Annotated in this window: 16 protein-coding genes; 9 read left to right on the top strand and 7 right to left on the bottom strand. The window is 40.4% G+C overall.

Annotated features, from left to right (window positions below; all coding sequences use genetic code 11):
• Nucleotides 1-6: 6 nt before the first annotated feature.
• The 7 genes from E4635_RS14300 to E4635_RS14270 all read right to left on the bottom strand — a co-directional run bounded on the left by E4635_RS14300 (nt 7) and on the right by E4635_RS14270 (nt 10753).
• Nucleotides 7-2778, bottom strand: a complete 2772-nt coding sequence (locus E4635_RS14300; RefSeq protein WP_135527384.1) for a TonB-dependent receptor — start codon at nt 2776-2778, stop codon at nt 7-9.
• 3 nt (nt 2779-2781) lie between these two features.
• On the bottom strand, nt 2782-3531 hold the full coding sequence (locus tag E4635_RS14295) for a hypothetical protein (protein ID WP_135527383.1): 750 nt from the start codon (nt 3529-3531) through the stop codon (nt 2782-2784).
• A 236-nt stretch (nt 3532-3767) separates the two neighbouring features.
• Nucleotides 3768-4625, bottom strand: a complete 858-nt coding sequence (locus E4635_RS14290) for a hypothetical protein (protein WP_136937712.1) — start codon at nt 4623-4625, stop codon at nt 3768-3770.
• A gap of 149 nt (nt 4626-4774) precedes the next feature.
• Complete coding sequence (locus E4635_RS14285; protein ID WP_135527381.1) at nt 4775-7435, bottom strand: T9SS type A sorting domain-containing protein; 2661 nt, start codon at nt 7433-7435, stop codon at nt 4775-4777.
• A 186-nt stretch (nt 7436-7621) separates the two neighbouring features.
• Nucleotides 7622-9778: a polyribonucleotide nucleotidyltransferase gene (locus tag E4635_RS14280; RefSeq protein WP_135527380.1), complete on the bottom strand. Its 2157-nt coding sequence runs from the start codon at nt 9776-9778 to the stop codon at nt 7622-7624.
• 149 nt (nt 9779-9927) lie between these two features.
• Nucleotides 9928-10194 carry a 30S ribosomal protein S15 gene (rpsO, locus tag E4635_RS14275; protein ID WP_135527379.1) on the bottom strand — a complete coding sequence of 89 codons (267 nt, stop codon included), beginning with the start codon at nt 10192-10194 and terminating at the stop codon, nt 9928-9930.
• 103 nt (nt 10195-10297) lie between these two features.
• Nucleotides 10298-10753 carry a GAF domain-containing protein gene (locus E4635_RS14270; protein WP_135527378.1) on the bottom strand — a complete coding sequence of 152 codons (456 nt, stop codon included), beginning with the start codon at nt 10751-10753 and terminating at the stop codon, nt 10298-10300.
• A gap of 71 nt (nt 10754-10824) precedes the next feature.
• On the opposite strand from E4635_RS14270, the gene xrtF reads away from it, so the two are divergent.
• The 9 genes from xrtF (at nt 10825) to can (ending at nt 18112) form a co-directional block, all read left to right on the top strand.
• Complete coding sequence (gene xrtF / locus E4635_RS14265; RefSeq protein ID WP_135527377.1) at nt 10825-11373, top strand: exosortase family protein XrtF; 549 nt, start codon at nt 10825-10827, stop codon at nt 11371-11373.
• Nucleotides 11351-11797 (top strand): exosortase F system-associated membrane protein, encoded by a 447-nt coding sequence (locus E4635_RS14260; protein ID WP_135527376.1) that lies wholly within the window; start codon nt 11351-11353, stop codon nt 11795-11797. Before xrtF ends, E4635_RS14260 begins: the two co-directional genes overlap by 23 nt.
• Nucleotides 11798-11843: 46 nt before the next feature.
• Nucleotides 11844-12239: an HYC_CC_PP family protein gene (locus tag E4635_RS14255; protein ID WP_135527375.1), complete on the top strand. Its 396-nt coding sequence runs from the start codon at nt 11844-11846 to the stop codon at nt 12237-12239.
• 53 nt (nt 12240-12292) lie between these two features.
• A complete protein-coding gene (locus E4635_RS14250) occupies nt 12293-14299 on the top strand; it encodes a TonB-dependent receptor plug domain-containing protein (protein WP_135527374.1) in 2007 nt (668 codons plus the stop codon).
• Nucleotides 14300-14325: 26 nt separating this feature from the next.
• Nucleotides 14326-14697, top strand: a complete 372-nt coding sequence (locus E4635_RS14245) for a heavy-metal-associated domain-containing protein (protein ID WP_394345978.1) — start codon at nt 14326-14328, stop codon at nt 14695-14697.
• A gap of 94 nt (nt 14698-14791) precedes the next feature.
• A complete protein-coding gene (locus E4635_RS14240) occupies nt 14792-15088 on the top strand; it encodes a hypothetical protein (protein ID WP_135527373.1) in 297 nt (98 codons plus the stop codon).
• 64 nt (nt 15089-15152) lie between these two features.
• Complete coding sequence (locus E4635_RS14235; RefSeq protein ID WP_135527372.1) at nt 15153-16754, top strand: SulP family inorganic anion transporter; 1602 nt, start codon at nt 15153-15155, stop codon at nt 16752-16754.
• A gap of 6 nt (nt 16755-16760) precedes the next feature.
• Nucleotides 16761-17444 carry a carbonic anhydrase family protein gene (locus E4635_RS14230; RefSeq protein ID WP_135527371.1) on the top strand — a complete coding sequence of 228 codons (684 nt, stop codon included), beginning with the start codon at nt 16761-16763 and terminating at the stop codon, nt 17442-17444.
• Between the two features lie 32 nt (nt 17445-17476).
• Nucleotides 17477-18112: a carbonate dehydratase gene (gene can, locus E4635_RS14225; protein ID WP_135527370.1), complete on the top strand. Its 636-nt coding sequence runs from the start codon at nt 17477-17479 to the stop codon at nt 18110-18112.
• Nucleotides 18113-18167 lie beyond the last annotated feature (55 nt).

Here is an 18167-nt window from a genome sequence, read left to right as displayed (position 1 = left end):
AATTGTTTAAAATTTAAAATTATAAGTGATGGTAGGCACCGGGATGCCGAAAATAGATGTTTTATATGCTTTTACTTTCCCTTCTTCTGTAACGAAATAAACCGAATAAGGATTGTTTCGTCCCAATAAATTATACACCGAAATATTCCAGAAACTGTGCGCCAGTTTTTTGATTTTATGGTTTCCTTCAATATTTATCCCAACGTCCAAGCGGTAATAATCAGGGATCCTGAATTTGTTCCTGTCGCTGTACAAGGTATATTCAATACCGCCATACATGTATTTCCCGATAGGATAGGTTATGGGTCTTCCGGTTTGGTATACAAAGTTCGCAGAAAAACTGTAACGTTTGGTAAATCTGTAGTTTAAAACGGCACTAACATCGTGCGGTTTGTCAAAATTAGCGGCAAAATATTTCCCATTGTTTACTTTTTCTTCATTAAACTGGCTGTCCAGCTTGACAAATGACCTGGAATAAGTATAACCCAGCCATCCGTTGAGCCTGCCTGCCGATTTTCGGATTAAAAATTCCACTCCATACGATTTTCCTTCTCCCTGGAGCAATTCGGTCTCGATGTTTTCATTGAGCAGTAATTCGGCCCCGACCTTATAATCCAGGATGTTATGCGATTTTTTGTAATATCCTTCCAGGCTTAGTTCCAAATCTTCATAATCGATGGTTTTAAACAATCCTAACGAAACCTGCTGCCCGTTTTGGGGCTTTACGTTCCAATCCGACAATTTCCAGGTATCTGTAGGCGATTGTGTGGTATTGCTCGATAACAGATGGATGTATTGAAAGGTTTTGTCATAACCGGCTTTTACCGAAAAATCATCGGTGATCAGGTATCGAAGCGCAAACCTGGGTTCGAACCCGTTGTAGGTTTTGATGGCTTTGTTGTTCCCGAACTTTTTCTCTTCCACAACAGTGGCATCACTCAACGGAAGCCCTTGCTGGTAAATCCTTTGTGTTGAAGCTCCCAGCGCGGTAAACATTGAAAAACGGGCCCCGACATCCACTAAAAGCTTTGGAGTGACTTTAAAATTATCGGATATGAATACAGCGGATTCCAGTCCTTTTTCTTTATCGATATTTACCGGGACCAATAAGGATTCGTCTTTTTTAGGATCCAAAGTCCCTGGGTTGATGCCGTATAATTTGCTTGAAAGACCGTAGGTAAATTTGTGTTTTTCATTAAACAGGTAACTGAATTTCAGCACGGCCTGGGTTTCATTTATTTTATAGCCGAAATCAAAAGCGTTCAAATTCTCCGAATCATAATCAATGGCAAATTTATATTCACTGTTGGTAAAATTCAGTTCCGCCCTGTTTTTTTGGTTGAAAGTATGTTTCCATTTTAGGGAAACCAAACGGTTACTGTATTTGTACAGCGAATCTGATGTAATGCTGTAAGCATCCCTGCTGTAATATAAAGTGGTTTCTATACTGTTGTTCAGGTTGATATTGTGGTTGTATTTCGCAAAAGCATCATAAAAGGAAGCCTCGCTCTTTTTGAGTTTTTCATCTTCGAGGTTTTTGAGGATCCAACCGGAATAGGTTGCCCTTCCGCCTACCAGCAAACTGGATTTGTCTTTTACAATTGGAGTAGATACCGCTAAATTGCTCGTCACGGGCCCGATACCGCCTTCACCTGCAAATTGCTGCATGTTGCCGTTTTTGGAAGTAATGTCGAAAACCGAAGAGAGCCTTCCCCCGAATTCTGCAGGGATACTACCTTTGTAAATGTCTACTTTGTTTGTCGTATAAGGATTGATAGCCGAGAAAAACCCGAAAAAATGCGCCGGGTTGTATATCGTGGCATTGTCAAGCAAGATTAGGTTCTGGTCTTCTTTTCCGCCTCTTACGTTAAATCCTGCCGATCCTTCCCCTGCTGTTTTTATACCGGGAATGGTCAGGGCGATTTTCAGTACATCCCGTTCTCCAAGGACTAGAGGGACATTTTTTATCCCTTCCGCCTCAATGGTGGTCACACCTGTTATGGCTGTCCTGACAGTTTTGTTCTTTTTGCCTTTTACAACTACTTCATCCAGCTGGTTTATCTTCTCGGAAATGGCCAGATCGAGTTTCCCGTTGCTGTATACCATGATTTTACGGGAGGTTTTTTTATGGTTTAAGGACTCGGTTTCAATAATGTTGATGCCCGCCGGAAGCTGTAGGATATAATATCCTTCGGCATTACTGCTGGTGTTGGAATTGCTGTTTTTTACCCTGATGGTCACATCTGGAAGAAGTTCCCCTGTCTTGACATTTTTGACATAACCCGAAAGAGTGTATAAATCTGTATCCGGATGTACCGTTTCACGCCCTACAAGGGTAATGGCGCTGTTTTCCTTGCCTGCCGGATTTTTGATACTGTCATATTGCTGGAAAAAAACAGGTTTTGGAGAAGCCGCAGTTGTTGCCGGATTTTGCTGGTTGCGGAAATAATTGTCAGGCAACTTATCATAAATGATGCTGTTCCGGGTCAGGATTATTTTGTTTTTATCAAAAAAGAAATTCAGGTTGGTATTGTTGAAAACGTCTTCCAGTATGTTTTTGATTTTTTCATCTTTGTAATTCCCGGAAACAAGGCTGTTTTCTGCTTCCAGCCATTTTTCATCAAAATAAAAGGTATAGCCGCTCAGGGTTTCTATTTTTTCCAGGACAGATTTCCTGCTGGCATTGTTGTATTCTATCGAGATTCTATCGTTAGTGTCTTGCGAGAAAAGCAGTTGGGCAACAAACAAAAAGAATAGGGTGAAGATAAGTTTTCTCATTTTTTACTTGGATTCGGTTGGTAGAAAACTGTTAATATGGCGCATTAGGTTTTCCATAAATTGTACTTCATTTGCGTTTTCCAGAGCCCTGTTCATTTCATAAAAAGCATCAATTTTGGCTTTGTACTCCGGAAACAGCTGGATCAGGTCTCTCTTGGAATGCAGTTTTGTGAAATTGTTTTTATAATACAGCACAAATTCGGTCTTGAAGATATAATCGATACTGACAAACTTGCTTTCTACTATTTCCTTGGCTTCTTTCCTGTATTTGATGTAAAACACAAAGCCTTTTCCCACAAGGTTTTCTTCGTAGAATCCTCCGTAAAAATCATTGGGCAAGTTGCCGTTTAGGTTTAAATTGGCAAATTTCCTTCCCTGTAAGGTAAAACCTGCGGTTTTTTCCCTGATCAGGTTGATGCCCACATTTTCAGAATCTTTATAAGGATTGATGACCAAGGCATCTTTGTAAATGTCATATTTCAGATTGACATCGTAATAGTTTTGGCCGTTGTAGCTGACCATTCCTTTGGAAAATGTATCCGAGAGATAATACCGGTTGCCATTATTAATGGTGCGGTCGTAGTTTACATGAAGTGTCCCGTTGCTGATTGGCAGGTTTTCTTTATTTGTTTTGGTATCGAACCAATTATACAAGGAAATATTTTCAGTGGCCTGGCCAAAAACAAAAGAAGCCGGACTCATAAGGTACAAAAGTAAGAACAGGATGTGGTAGAAGTATTTTCTGTTTTTCATGTAAATGATTACTTAGGTTTGGTTGGATAAAGATTTAAAAATACAATAAAATCGCACAAATGGAAGGGCTTTTCTTTTAAAAGCCAAAAATTAACCATTCGTAAATAAGTCTTTTCTTACGTATTGAAATGAAAGATGATTTCCGGGGAAGTTCCGGCGCAAAATCTTTTTTACATACTGCGTAAAAAACAAAAACCCGTCTCGGCTGAAACGGGTTCTTTTCTGAAAAGTGATGTTTAATTATAATAATACAGTATATCGAGTACGTTGGTGGTGTTTGGGGTCACATTGGTGTTTACGGAGGTGTATTTTTTACTGGTTAGGTAATTATTGCTGTCAAACAGGCAATTTATACTGTTGCTATTGTTAAAGCCTCTATAGTAATAATTACCGTTTTCCGCTAGTTTCAACAAGCTGTTGCCCAATACCGCTTCATTATTCAGCTGATTGGCTGATTTGAGTGTCCCTGACGGTTTAGGGTTTGGGAAATAATTGAAAGCATACGTAATATTTGCATTCAGGTATGTCATGGAAATTGGCTTTTGGCCCTCATATGCCATAGTACAGGTTTCGTTATTCAAATGGTCAAATTCCTTGTAAATGATTCCGTCATTATTTTTATAGTAGGTCCTGAAAACCGTTGTCTGCTGGTCTAAACTGTTGTAATAACTGCTGGTAATGGTATTGTCCTGGTTATAAGTATAAGAAAAGGTAAGTGCTGAAGGCGGCATAATATCCCGTCTGCCGGTTAGCCTTCCGGAGCTGTCATATGTTTTTTCCCTCGATTCAGTCAAATCTCCGTTAGTATCGTAGGTATTGTATGTTTTTGTGAGTCCGCTGGTTAGGATGACACTTCTGTACATCCATTGTGTGGGCGGGGTCAAGGTAGTGTCAGCAACAACTTCATTGTTAGTGTAATGTTTGACGTTCCTGGAATATAAAACACCGTTTGTGTAATAATTGGAAACGATTTTGTTTAAGCTCATCGGGTTTTCGTTATTTTCCGACTGGATTTCATCCGTTTGATCCGTACAGGAAATAAGTAAGGAAAATGCCAGGAGAAAAAATGCTGGTTTGTGCCGTTTTTTCATCATTTTAGGTTTTAGGTTTTTTTTAAAGTCGGCAAAAAAGGAAAAAGGTTGCGCCCAATCCGGCAAAAAATCAAAAACCCCGTTTCGGCTGAAACGGGGTTTTGTAATCAAAGGGCAAGTCTTTGTATCGAGATGCTGTAAAAACTATCCGATTATTTTTTTAGGATGTGTACAGATTGGCTTCCGCTTTCAGAAGCAATTCTTACAATATAGTTGCCGCTGGAGAGTCCTTCCGTACTGAAAAGCAATTTTTGCTTTCCGGCATCCTGGTATTGGCCCGAAACGATGTTTTTAACGGCCTTGCCTTGAAAATCAAGTATCGTGATGGTTATTTTTTCCGGATTTGCCAAAGTATACTCAAAATTGGCTTCATTTTCAATCGGGTTTGGATAAATCAACAAGGCTTTTTTGCCTTCGGAGAAATCCAATGTGCCTAAAGTGACATTCGTATATCTGGCCAAGGTGATAAGCCTGCTGTTTCCGTCAAAAGAGCTTCCGATGGCCAGGAGTTTGCCGTCAGCCTGTAATTCAATATCGTAGATCTGGGAAGCAAATCCAATGGTCGTATTTATTTCGCCGTTAGTTCCAAATGTGCTGTCTGAAGTCCCGTCTGTATTATACCGGCTTATCGAAAACTGATTATTGTGCAAACCTGCTTTGAGGTATTTTCCATTAGGAATCACTATCATATTGTTATTATAAGTTCCGGTAATGTCTCTAGCCACGCCATTGTTCCCAAATAACGTATAAATGCTTCCATCATTGTTTATTTTCAAGGTTGATGAATTTAGGCCATTTGTTGAAGGTTCATGGAAACTAACCAGGTAACCATTGTCGGTGCCAGACCTAATGGTATTGGTCCAAATAGAAGGAGCGTAGTCATGGGTTATTTTTCCATTGGTGCCAAAGGTACTGTCAAAACTTCCGTCAGGATTTAACCTGGAAAAGGATATTTTTGAACTATAAGATTGGGACTGAGGGAAAGTAACACTGGCGACTATAATCTTGCCATTAGCATCCTGGAAGAAAGCGTTCGGCCATTCGTTGTAATTGTTCAAGTTGGAAAACCCATAAGTGATTGTCCCGTTTGTTCCAAAAGCAGTGTCAAAGGTACCGTTAAGATTAAATTTTAGTATTCCGGTAAGAATAGTTGAATTGCCATCCGGAATGTAATCACAAGCTAATAATATCTTATTGTCGTTGGATATTAACATGTCATCAATGTAATTTGCCTGGTAGTTGGTAAGTTCCAGTACATTTAAAATACCAGCCGTTCCAAAAGCAGCGTCCAATATGCCTGACGGCGTTATTTTGTATAGGCTTAAACCAGAATTCACAATAATCGAATCATCGGAAAGAAGCAGTATTTTATTTACATTATCACTTGCCGCAATATAAGTATGGCCTAAAGTACCGAAATCCATATCATGGAAACCGTCCGGAAGGAATTTTTCTACCACCAAAGTTTTTTGGTAATTGATATAGACACTCGATACGACCACGATAGACTGATCGCTCAGTTTTAGTGTACCTCCAATGCTTTCGTCATAAGAAGTGTAAATGTTCTTGTCTGTATTGGATAGGACAGAACCATTTGTATCCAGCTCTATCTGCTTTATTTTGGCATCACTCAAATTGCTAACGTAACTATTGCCGCCCGTTATTATTTTTCCATCTGGCTTTTGCAATAAAATTGAAGAAGTATCAGTGTTGTTGTTTACGGTAACAACACCGTCAAAATCGAAAGAAGTGTCATAACTGCCGTCTGCAAGAAGCTGAATGGTTTTAAAGTCATTGTTTGAATTGCCCGCCATTAAAATTTTGCCGCTTGACAGTATTTTCAATCTTGGGATAAAATGGCTGCTACCGTTGGTTGTTGTGGTAGTTACGGTAAGGTTTTCGTTTAGGGTTAATTTACCGTCGCCGCTAAAAGAAGTATCCAGGATACCATTGTCCAAATAACGGGCAAGTGCAAATTTACCGCCTGAAACGCCAAGCAATAAAATTTTGCCGTCTTGGAGGATTTCCCCTGAACGTCCATAATCGTTTCCTACAACAAAGGAAGTAATTGTTTTTCCTCCTGTCCCAAAAGAAGTGTCCAGGCTTCCGGTGGTAGTAATCCGGGCCATGGCAAAATCATAATCGGTTCCATTGTGGGCAGCTCCGAAGACTACAATTTTTCCGTCCGCCTGAATTTTATGGGAATAAATCTCGTCATTTCCGGTACTCATAGCGATGGTAGCTATACCGTCACCGTCAAAGGTAGTGTCAAGGGACCCGTTGCTGTTTATCCTTGCCACAGCAAAGGTGGTGGTGCCACTATTGATATAGCCCGAAGCGATAATTTTGCCATCGGATTGAACGCTAATGCATTTAATGTTTAACGAGTTAACACCCATGGTAATTGAGAGTATTCCTGTTGTGTTGAAAGAAGGGTCCAGGCTTCCGTTAGGCGAAAGTCGGAAAAGGCTGTTGAGCCCTGCCAGCAATATTTTCCCGTCATTTTGAAGCACTACTGTTTGAAATAATGATGGTGAACTGAACGTTTTAAAACCATATTGGTTAAAACTGCTGTCCTTGCTGCCATCCGGATTGTATCGGGCTACAAAAGCACCAATCTGCGGAGAGTTTATCCGGCCTGCATATATTATTTTGCCATCGGGTTGCAATAGGGCATCATAGGCATATTGTGCTGAAGGCGAGTCAGACCCGGCATGTATCTCCAAGCCATCACCATGAAAGCTGGGGTCTAGGACCTGCACTTGAGAATAACTAAAAAAAGGAATTAAAAGAAATAGTAATTTTTTTTTCATCAGATAAAATTAAAGCCGCGAAAGTAATGCTTATTTCACACAAGAGTAACACGGCTATGGCAAAATAATAGTTTCAAAATCGAAAAAAGGTTGGAAAACCTGAATCCGGCAAAAAATCAAAAACCCCGTTTCGGCTGAAACGGGGTTTTCTATAAAAATTACCTTTAGTAAACTATAAGATTCTGATTACTCTTTTTTGTTCTCTTTTTTCTCTTCACGAGGAGGTCGAGGCAAAAGTGCTTTTTTGGACACTTTCTCTTTTCTTGTCTTAGGATCGATGCCCAGGTATTTTACCATGAACACATCGCCCATTTTAACAACATCGGCAACATTTTCAGTGCGTTCCCAAGCCAGTTCTGAAACGTGGAGCAATACTTCGTTTCCAGGTGCTGCGGTATATTCTACCACTGCTCCGAAATCCAGCATCTTGATTACTTTCACTTCATAAGATTCACCTACTGTAGGTTTGAAGATAATCGAATCGATCTTAGCTAATACTGCTGCAATTCCATCAGGATCAGTTCCTAAGATTTCAACAACTCCTTGCTCATCCACTTCGTTGATAACGATAGTAGTTCCGGTAGCTTTCTGTAATTCCTGGATTACTTTTCCACCAGGTCCGATAAGGGCTCCAATGAAGTTTCCTGGAATGGTTCTCATGATGATTTTTGGCGCATGTTTCTTAACATCGGCTCTTGGCGTAGCAATCGTTTCCGTTAGTTTGCCTAAAATATGCAAACGGCCGTCACGTGCCTGTCCTAAAGCTTGTTCCATGATGTCATAACGCAATCCTTCGATTTTGATATCCATCTGGCAGGCAGTAATTCCGTCAGCTGTTCCGGTTACTTTGAAATCCATATCTCCTAAATGATCTTCATCACCTAAAATATCCGATAATACGGCAAATTTCTCACCATCGGTAATTAGTCCCATAGCAATACCTGAAACCGGTTTTATCATTTGAACCCCGGCATCCATTAAAGCCATAGTTCCGGCGCAAACCGTTGCCATAGAAGAAGAACCGTTAGATTCCAATACTTCAGAAACGATACGGATCGTATAAGGGCAATCGGCAGGAATCATATTTTTCAAAGCTCTCTGCGCTAAATTTCCGTGGCCTACTTCTCTTCGGGAAGTTCCTCTTAAAGGTTTTGCCTCTCCGGTAGAGAAAGGAGGGAAGTTATAATGCAGGTAGAATTTCTCTTCACCTTGTTCCGATGGAGAATCGATTTGATTGGCTTCTCTTGAGGTTCCAAGAGTAACGGTAGCCAAGGCTTGAGTTTCTCCTCTTGTAAACAAAGATGACCCGTGTACAGAAGGTAAATAATCGGTCTCACACCAGATTGGCCTGATTTCCGTTGTTTTTCTTCCGTCCAGACGGATACCTTTTTCAAGGATGACGTTACGGACTGCTTCTTTATTGGTTTTGTAGAAATATTTTCCAACCAATGCAGACAAATCAGCATTTTCGGCGTATTCTTCTTCTGTAAATAAAGCTTTTGCTTCTTCTTTTACAGCAGCGAATTTTTCGCCTCTTTCGCTTTTGCCTGAAGCTTCCTGTGCAATTGCATAACATTTGTCATAGGCAGCTGCTTTTACTTTTTTGTAGACTTCTTCATCTTCCACTTCGCCTTCATACGTACGGATTTCTTTCTTACCGAAAGCTTCCTGTAATCTTAATTGGGCGTGAATCTGAACTTTAATCGCTTCGTGGGCAAATTTGATGGCTTCCACCATTTCTGCTTCCGAAATCTCTTTCATTTCGCCTTCTACCATGGCAACCGAATCCAAAGAAGCTCCAATCATCATATCGATATCCGATAATTCCAATTGCGCTTTGCTTGGGTTGATAACCAATTTCCCGTCAATACGCGCTACGCGGACTTCGGAAATTAAATTGTAGAAAGGAATGTCCGATACGGCTAATGCAGCCGAAGCGGCAAGACCGGCCAATGCATCCGGCATAACTTCTTCGTCATGGGACATTAACTGGATCATTACTTGTGTTTCTGCGTGATAATCATCCGGGAAAAGCGGGCGCAACACACGGTCTACAAGACGCATGGTCAATACTTCGCTGTCGCTCGGACGTGCTTCACGTTTGAAAAAACCACCAGGGAAACGTCCCGCAGCGGCAAATTTTTCACGATAATCTACTGTTAAAGGTAGAAAATCGATACCTGGATTTGCTGTTCTTGCAGATACTGCTGTTGCTAACAACATAGAATCTCCCATACGAACAACTACAGATCCATCAGCTTGTTTGGCTAATTTTCCTGTTTCGATTGTGATACTTCTTCCATCACCCAAATCGATAACTTCTTGGAATACTTTTGGAATCATAAAATGTAATTCTTTAATTAAACAAAGGGTTCTAGTTGTGTTGTAGTTGTTGTGTGTAGTTGTTGTCTAAAACCCAATGAAAAACCAAACTTTTTCTGTAAATGTGTAAAAACAAAAAGAGGCGCGTGGGCACCTCTTTTTTATATTGATTATTTTCTAATACCCAATACTTTGATAATCTCACGGTATCTGTTGATTTCCGTATTTTTCAAGTAGTCAAGAAGAGACCTTCTTTTACCTACCAATTTCACTAACGAACGCTCAGTGTTGTAATCGTGACGATTTTTCTTCAAGTGTTCTGTTAAGTGATTAATTCTGAATGTGAACAAAGCAATCTGGGCTTCTGATTTTCCAGTGTTTGTTGCTTCTCCGTGTTTAGCGAAGATTTCTGCTTTAACTTCTTTAGTTAAGTACATGCTAATATCCTTTAAATGATTATTATGTATAAATACGTTTTTCGTATTCGTGTGCAAAGGTAGTTTTATTTTTTAGATTGACAAATATAATATTAATATTACATTAAAAAAGTTTTGCAACTTCTTGATTTACAAACTCTAAAAAACGTTCATCTGCTTCGGTAAACGGATCGAGGACATTGGAATCAATATCAATCTGGCCGATATTTTCCCCATTGACGAAAAGAGGCACTACAATTTCTGATTTTACCGTAAAGCTGCACGCGATATAATTGTCCTGGGCTGCCACATCCGGCACCACAAAGTTTTCATTGGAAACGGCTACCTGTCCGCAAATCCCTTTCCCGAAGGGAATTACCGTATGGTCCGTTGGTGCGCCAACATAAGGCCCCAAATGGAGTGTCTTGGTTTCATGATTGGCAAAATAGAACCCGACCCAGGTGTAATATGCTATATTTTGTTCCAAAAGCCCGCAAACAGCAAGCAGCTTTTCATCTCTTGAAAATGCCGGATTGTTTGTAATTTCTGTTACTTTTGGTTTTAATGTCTCGAAAATCATAGTGGCTATTTTTATGCAAAAGTATTTAATGTTGATTTTAATTTTTATATAAATTTGTTAAAAATCCAAATTTGAAAAACTATTTCATCCTTTATAAGCCTTTTTTGCTCTTCCTTGGGAAATTTTTCCTTACCTATTTGCTGCTGGCTTCGGCCTATCAGTTTTACCTGGGCGGTTTCCCTGAAGGCAAAACGGATGCCGTAACAAACAACGTGGCAGGATTTACGCAGCAGGTACTGCAGTTTAGTGACCCCGGTTCTTATGTCCGGGAAGAAACCGGCCAGTCTTACTTTAAGATTTATTATAAACAACAATACATTGCCAGGATTATAGAAGGCTGCAATGCGATAAGTGTCATCATACTGTTTATTTCGTTTGTAGTGGCTTTTTCCGGGAAAAGGAAGGCTACGTTACTTTTTATTTTCGGCGGAAGCCTTTTTGTATATGTCCTGAATATTTTCAGGATAGCACTTTTAGTGATGCTTACCTACCAGTTTCCCGAGAAGGAACATATCCTGCATGATGTTTTTTTTCCACTGATTATTTACGGGACGGTTTTTGCCCTATGGGTCATTTGGGTTAATAAATTTTCAAAATATGCTTCAAAAACTGCTCAATAACAAGATCCTGATTGCCCAATTGTTTTTCTTGATTGGATTGTTGGCCATGGTCAGGGCTTTTGAACATCAATTATTTTACGATCCTTTCCTGGATTATTTCAAAGGAGAAAGCACTTTGCCCTATCCGCAAACCGATTCCCTGCGATTGTACCTGTCCCTGTTTTTAAGGTATTGTCTCAACACGGTTATTTCGCTTGTTATCCTATATGTTGTTTTTAAAGATGTGGCTTTGGTCAGGTTTTCGGCTGTTTTGTACGGAATCTTTTTTGTAGTGTTGTTGGTGGGTTTTTACGGCTGCTTGAATTATTGCGATGAAAGCTGCCGGATGGTGCTTTTTTATATCCGAAGGTTCCTGATCCAGCCTCTTTTTATATTGCTTTTCCTTCCGGGATTTTATTTCCAGGTGCAATCCCAAAAAAAATAACAATTCATTGGCTGTTATCATTCCGGTAATTGTATAACTTTGCTGCGTGAAAATAAATAAGCACATAGCGGTTCTTGTAGCGGTGCTGGTATTGGTTTCCAATGCCGGGCTTGCTTTCCAGGTGCATTATTGCGGTGATAAAATCGCTTCCGTTTCTTTCACTTCTTTTGCAAAATCTCCACAGAAATCTTGTTGCGGCAAGCTGGAAAAGAAATCGTCCTGTTGCAAAGACCGGGAGATAAAACCGGTGAAAAAAACCGATCATTCCTTCGCAAAAGCTTTTTCGTTCCAATTGGAAATCCCTTTGGCTTCTTACGATTGGAAACCTATTGAATCCCTGGTTCCGGTTTCCATCAAAAACAATGCAGCAGATGCATTTTACTGTGACAGCAATGCGCCGCCGCTTTATAAACTATATTCCCAATACCTTTTTTACGCCTGATTTTTTTGTTTCAATCGTCTTAACCGAATTTTGAACATTAAAATAATGCTACAATGAAAAATACCTTTTTGTTTTTTGTTGTTTTGGTTTCGTTGCCAGCTTTTTCCCAGGATACTTTACAAACGGTAAAGGTGGAAGCACAACGGGGCAAACTTCAAAAATCATTACTTAAAACAGCCAATACAACCGTTTTGTCCAGCAAGGAATTGCTCAAGGCGGCCTGCTGCAACCTGGCGGAAAGCTTTGAAACCAATCCGTCGATCGATGTGAATTTCTCCGATGCCCTCACCGGGACAAAGCAAATAAAAATGCTGGGGCTTACCAGTCCTTATCTTCTTATTACCGAAGAAAATGTGCCGAGCGTCCGGGGCGCATCACAAGCCTACGGATTGTCTTTTACGCCCGGGACCTGGGTAGAAAGCATCCAGATCACTAAAGGTGCGGGAAGCGTCATCAACGGATACGAAAGCATTTCCGGGCAAATCAATACGGAACTGATAAAACCGGTAAACGACATTCCTTTTTTCCTGAATATCTATGGCGCTACGGATTCCCGTTTTGAAATCAATACCCATTTGAATAAAAAAGTGTCCGATAAATGGGCGACAAGCCTGTTTGTGCACGGAAACAGCCGCGTTTCCAAAAACGACATGAATAAAGACGGTTTTTTGGATAATCCGCTGGGCAATCAAATCAATGTAATGAACCGCTGGCAATATTCAAATGCCGAAAAAGGCTGGGTCAGTTTCTTGAATTTCAGGTATATGAATGATGAAAAACAAACCGGGCAACTTGAATTCAATCCTGATAGAGATAAACTGACGACGAATTACTGGGGTTCGGAAATTACCACCGAACGTTTTGATTTTTCTTCAAAAATAGGCTACGTCTGGCCGGAAATGCCGTATCAGAGTATCGGATTCCAAAACGCAGTCACATCGCACAACCAGCATTCGTATTTTGGCCTGAACCAGTATAATATCAGGCAGCAAAGCTATTATTCGAATTTGATTTTCAATTCGATCATCAGCAATACGCTCCATAAATTTACGGCAGGGCTGAATTTTGCTTCCGATGATTACCGGGAATTTGTAAACGTTTCCGATTATAGCAGAAGGGACAATTCGTTAGGTGCCTTTTTTGAATATACCTATGATAATGCCGACAATTTCAGCATGATTTTGGGAGGAAGGGCAGATTACCATAACCGTCTCGGGTTTTTCGTTACCCCAAGGTTGCATCTGCGGTATAATCCTTGGAAAGATGGCGTATTGCGCTTTTCAGCAGGAAGAGGGAAGCGCTCGGCCAATATTTTTGCAGAAAACCAACAGCTTTTTGGAAGTGCAAGGAATTTTGCCATTTTGGATACGGGCGGAAAGATCTATGGTTTAAATCCTGAAATAGCCTGGAATTATGGTATCGGTTTCTTGCAGAAGTTCCGCCTTTTTTCTAAAAATGCCGATGTTTCGGTAGATTTTTACAGGACCGATTTCCAGAACCAGGTGGTCGTTGATTTGTTCCAAAGCCCGCAACAGGCTAATTTTTACAATCTTAAAGGAGATTCGTTTGCCAATAGTTTGCAGGTTGAGTTTAATATTGAGTTCATCAAACACCTGAACCTGAGGTCTGCGTATAAATATTATGATGTCCGGACTGATTATCTTTCGGGCAGTTTCCAGCGTCCTTTGCAGGCCAAACACCGTTTTTTCGGGAACCTGGAATTTGCAACCCATATCAAGGAAAAAGGAAAACAATGGAAATTTGATTATACTTTCAACTGGATCGGGAAGCAGCAATTGCCCAATACGGCATCGAACCCTGACCAAGACAGGCTGCCGGAATTCTCTCCTTCGGTAGTGGTGATGAACGCGCAGGTAACGCGGACGTTTTCTTCTGTTTTCGAAATGTACCTTGGTGCTGAAAATTTCGGTAATTACAAACAGGACAAAGCTATTTTAGGGGCGGAAAACCCTTTTGGAACAAATTTTGACAGTACTATTGTATATGCTCCGGTCTTCGGGCAAATGTATTACGCCGGCTTACGGTTTAAAATAAAATAAGTAATTTTAATTCAAAAATATAAGATATGAAAACTGAAAAAATCAATAATAGAAAAATAATCAAGCATTTGATTTTGGTACTGATAATGGCTTTCGCAGGTTTTTCCGCTCAAGCGCAACAGGCCAACAAAAATGCAAAATACGCCATTGAGGTAAACGGTAATTGCGAACAATGCCAAAAACGGATCCAGAAAGCGGCGCTAAGTGTCCCGGGTGTGAAATCGGCCTCCTGGAACCTGGAAACGCACCAGCTGAGCCTGATCCTGAATGAGGAAAAATGTTCTTTACCTGATGTGGAAAAGGCTGTGGCCAAAGTTGGGCACGATACCGAAAAAGTCAAAGCGACAGATAGCGATTATGAAAAGCTGCACAGTTGCTGCAAATACGACAGAAAATAAAAGAACAGGCTCCCTGATTGGTTTCAGGGAGTTTTTTTTTATAAATGAATGTTAATGTGCCTTAAAAAGAAAATATATTTTTTAAATTCGCACCATGAAATTTTTGACCAGGATAGTATTAGGGATTTTTATCTTATTCCAGTTTTCATCTGTCATCGTTTGTGTGATCAATGAAAGGAGTAAGACTAATTTCGCGTATACTATTACGGAAGAAGAAGAGCATTCCCACTCCAAACAGGTAAAGGAAGTAAAGTCAGAGTTTGTGGTACTTAACCATAAGTTGATCATTCCTTTCGATGAAATGCCTTCTAAAAAAGTTCATGATTATTATTTGTTAAAACACTACGTAACAAATCCCACTATTTTTCTCCTTCCGCCCGAACAAGTTTAAAACATAGCATTTCAGGCTGTAGGCATAAGCCTATGGTAAAATATCGTTTTAAATTTTAAAGGTCATGACAAAAAAAATAAATCTTTTTGCCAACCTTAATTCAGATTTTCCAGCTGGATTAGTGGTTTTTTTGGTGGCACTACCTTTATGCCTGGGCATTGCCCTTGCGTCTGGTGCACCCTTGTTTTCTGGAATTATTGCGGGAGTTGTCGGAGGAATCGTAGTAGGTTGCCTGAGCAAGTCACATTTAAGTGTTTCCGGGCCTGCCGCAGGTTTGACAGCCATTGTGCTTACGGCAATTACTGCCTTCGGGGATTTTAGGATCTTTTTGCTGGCGGCTTTTATTGCCGGAGCCATCCAAATTACTTTAGGCTTCCTCAAAGCAGGGAGTATTTCAAATTATTTTCCAACCAATGTTATCGAAGGAATGCTTGCCGGGATCGGGATCATTATCTTTTTGAAACAAATCCCGCATGCTTTTGGTATGGACAAGGATTTCCTGGGAGATTTGTCTTTCATCCAGAATGATGGCAAAAATACGTTTACCGAAATCACAGCTATAATAGGCCATATCAATTTGGGTTCGGTCATCATTACCGCTGTTTCGCTGTTTATCCTGATCGCCTGGAATAAAATCAGCTTCCTTAAAAACCTGAAACTGGTTCCTGCCGCTTTAGTGGCCGTAATAGTCGGGATTATTATCAATGAATTGTTTATCAGTTCGGGAAGTTCGCTGGCCATTTCGGCAGAGCATTTGGTTTCATTGCCGGTGCCTACTACTTTTGAAGAATTCAGCGCCATCTTGGTTACCCCGGATTTTACAGCCATCGGGAACAAACAGGTTTGGATCGTGGCATTTACCATCGCCATCGTTGCTTCTATCGAAACATTGCTTTGCATTGAAGCGGCAGACAGGATGGACATCCATAAAAGGTATACGGATACGAATGTGGAATTGAAAGCGCAGGGCATCGGAAACCTGATCAGTTCTTTGCTCGGAGGATTGCCAATGACATCGGTTGTGGTGAGGACTTCGGCTAATGCCAATGCCGGGGCGCAATCTAAAATGTCGACAATCATACATGGTGTTTTGTTGCTGGCAAGTGCTTTGGCAATTCCTTTCGTACTGAATAAAATTCCGTTGGCTACATTAGCCGCAATATTGCTGTTAGTAGGTTATAAATTGGCAAATCCGAAAATATTGCTGCATTTTTACGAGAAAGGGAAATACCAATTTGTCCCTTTTATCTGTACTTTATTAGCGGTTGTTTTCACAGATTTGTTAAAAGGCGTAGCTTTGGGGATAATTATAAGTGTTATCTTTATTCTGAAAGGGAATATGCAAAGGGCGTACCTTTTTCGCAAGGAAACGCTTCAGGACGGCGATGTGATCCATATCGACCTGGCCCAGGAAGTATCTTTTCTGAACAAGGCGGCTATCAAATCAACTTTGGCAGCGATACCGGAAAATTCAAAAGTGGTTATCAATGCTTCAGACACCGTATATATCGCCCATGATGTACTCGACCTGATAAAGGAATTTAAAAAGATACGGTCAAAAGAAGTGAATATCAAAGTCAAACTGGTCGGTTTCAAAAAAGCCTATGATTTAGTGAATACGGGCGAAGAAGAAAAACATGTTTTTGTAGAACACACAACAAGATAAATAAAAATGAGAACTTTAAATAAAGAATTACAATCCCAAATAACACCAAGACAAGCTCTTGGGCTTTTAAAAGAAGGCAATAGCCGATTTGTAAACAACCTGAAACTCCACCGTGATTTATTAGAGCAGGTCAATGCGACCAGCGAAGGTCAATGGCCTTTTGCCACTATCCTGAGCTGTATTGATAGCCGCACGTCATCGGAATTGATTTTTGACCAAGGTTTAGGCGATGTGTTTTCCATCCGTATAGCCGGAAATGTCGTAAATACCGATATTTTAGGAAGCATGGAATTTGCCTGTAAAGTGGCGGGTTCGAAACTGATCGTGGTTTTAGGGCATACCAAATGCGGTGCCGTTAAAGGCGCGTGTGATCATGTGGAAATGGGCAATCTAACTGAACTTTTGTCTAAATTGCAGCCGGCCGTTTACCAGGAACAGCAAACCAAAGGAGAAAGAAGTTCCAAAAACCCTGAATTTGTTGAAAATGTAGCCGAAATCAATGTCAAAAGGACTGTGAAATCAATATTGCAGCGCAGTTTCATCTTAGAGCAAATGGTCGAGAACGGCGAGATCGGGATCATCGGGGCCATGTATAATGTAGAAACAGGCCTTGTCGAATTCTATGCAGACACTGATTTTATCAAAGACGAACAAAATGCACACCTGTCCTTGAAGGAATTGGGAAAATAGTGTAAATTCAACAACAATTAATATTGAAGCTTATGAGCGATTTTTATAAAAGAATATTAGAAAATAATAGAGAATGGGTTGAAAGCCAATTAGCGATCGACCCGAATTACTTCAAAGATCTATCAAAAGGCCAAAACCCACCATTGCTATGGATCGGATGTTCGGACAGCCGCGTGCCGGCCAACGAGATCATCGGGGCAAAACCGGGAGAAGTTTTTGTACACAGGAATATTGCCAATATGGTCATCCATACGGATATGAATATGTTAAGCGTGTTGGATTATGCTGTTAATGTATTGAAAGTCAAACATGTAATTGTTTGCGGTCATTACGGTTGCGGAGGTGTCAAAGCGGCTATGACCAACGGATCTTTCGGGATTATTGATAACTGGATCCGCCATATCAAGGATGTGTACCGCCTTAACAAAAAGGAATTGGGCGCCATTCAGGATGAGGATGCACGTTTTAATAAATTTGTCGAAATAAACGTCAAAGAGCAGGTTTCAGACCTGGCTAAAACATCAATAGTGCAAAGTGCCTGGAAAAACGGCCAGGAACTAACGCTGCACGGTTGGGTGTACGGGTTGAATTCCGGGTTTGTAACAGATTTGGAAGTGAATTATTCTTCCAATGAGGATTTGCCGGAAATATACCAATTGGATATTTAAGATTAATTTAATTATAATAAATAGGGCGGATGTACTAATTGTAGTACATTCGTTT

It is taken from the genome of Flavobacterium humi (assembly GCF_004745595.1).
GTDB lineage: Bacteria > Bacteroidota > Bacteroidia > Flavobacteriales > Flavobacteriaceae > Flavobacterium > Flavobacterium humi.
Note: the sequence above shows the minus strand (reverse complement) of the source record. Positions and strands in the feature narration are given on the sequence as shown.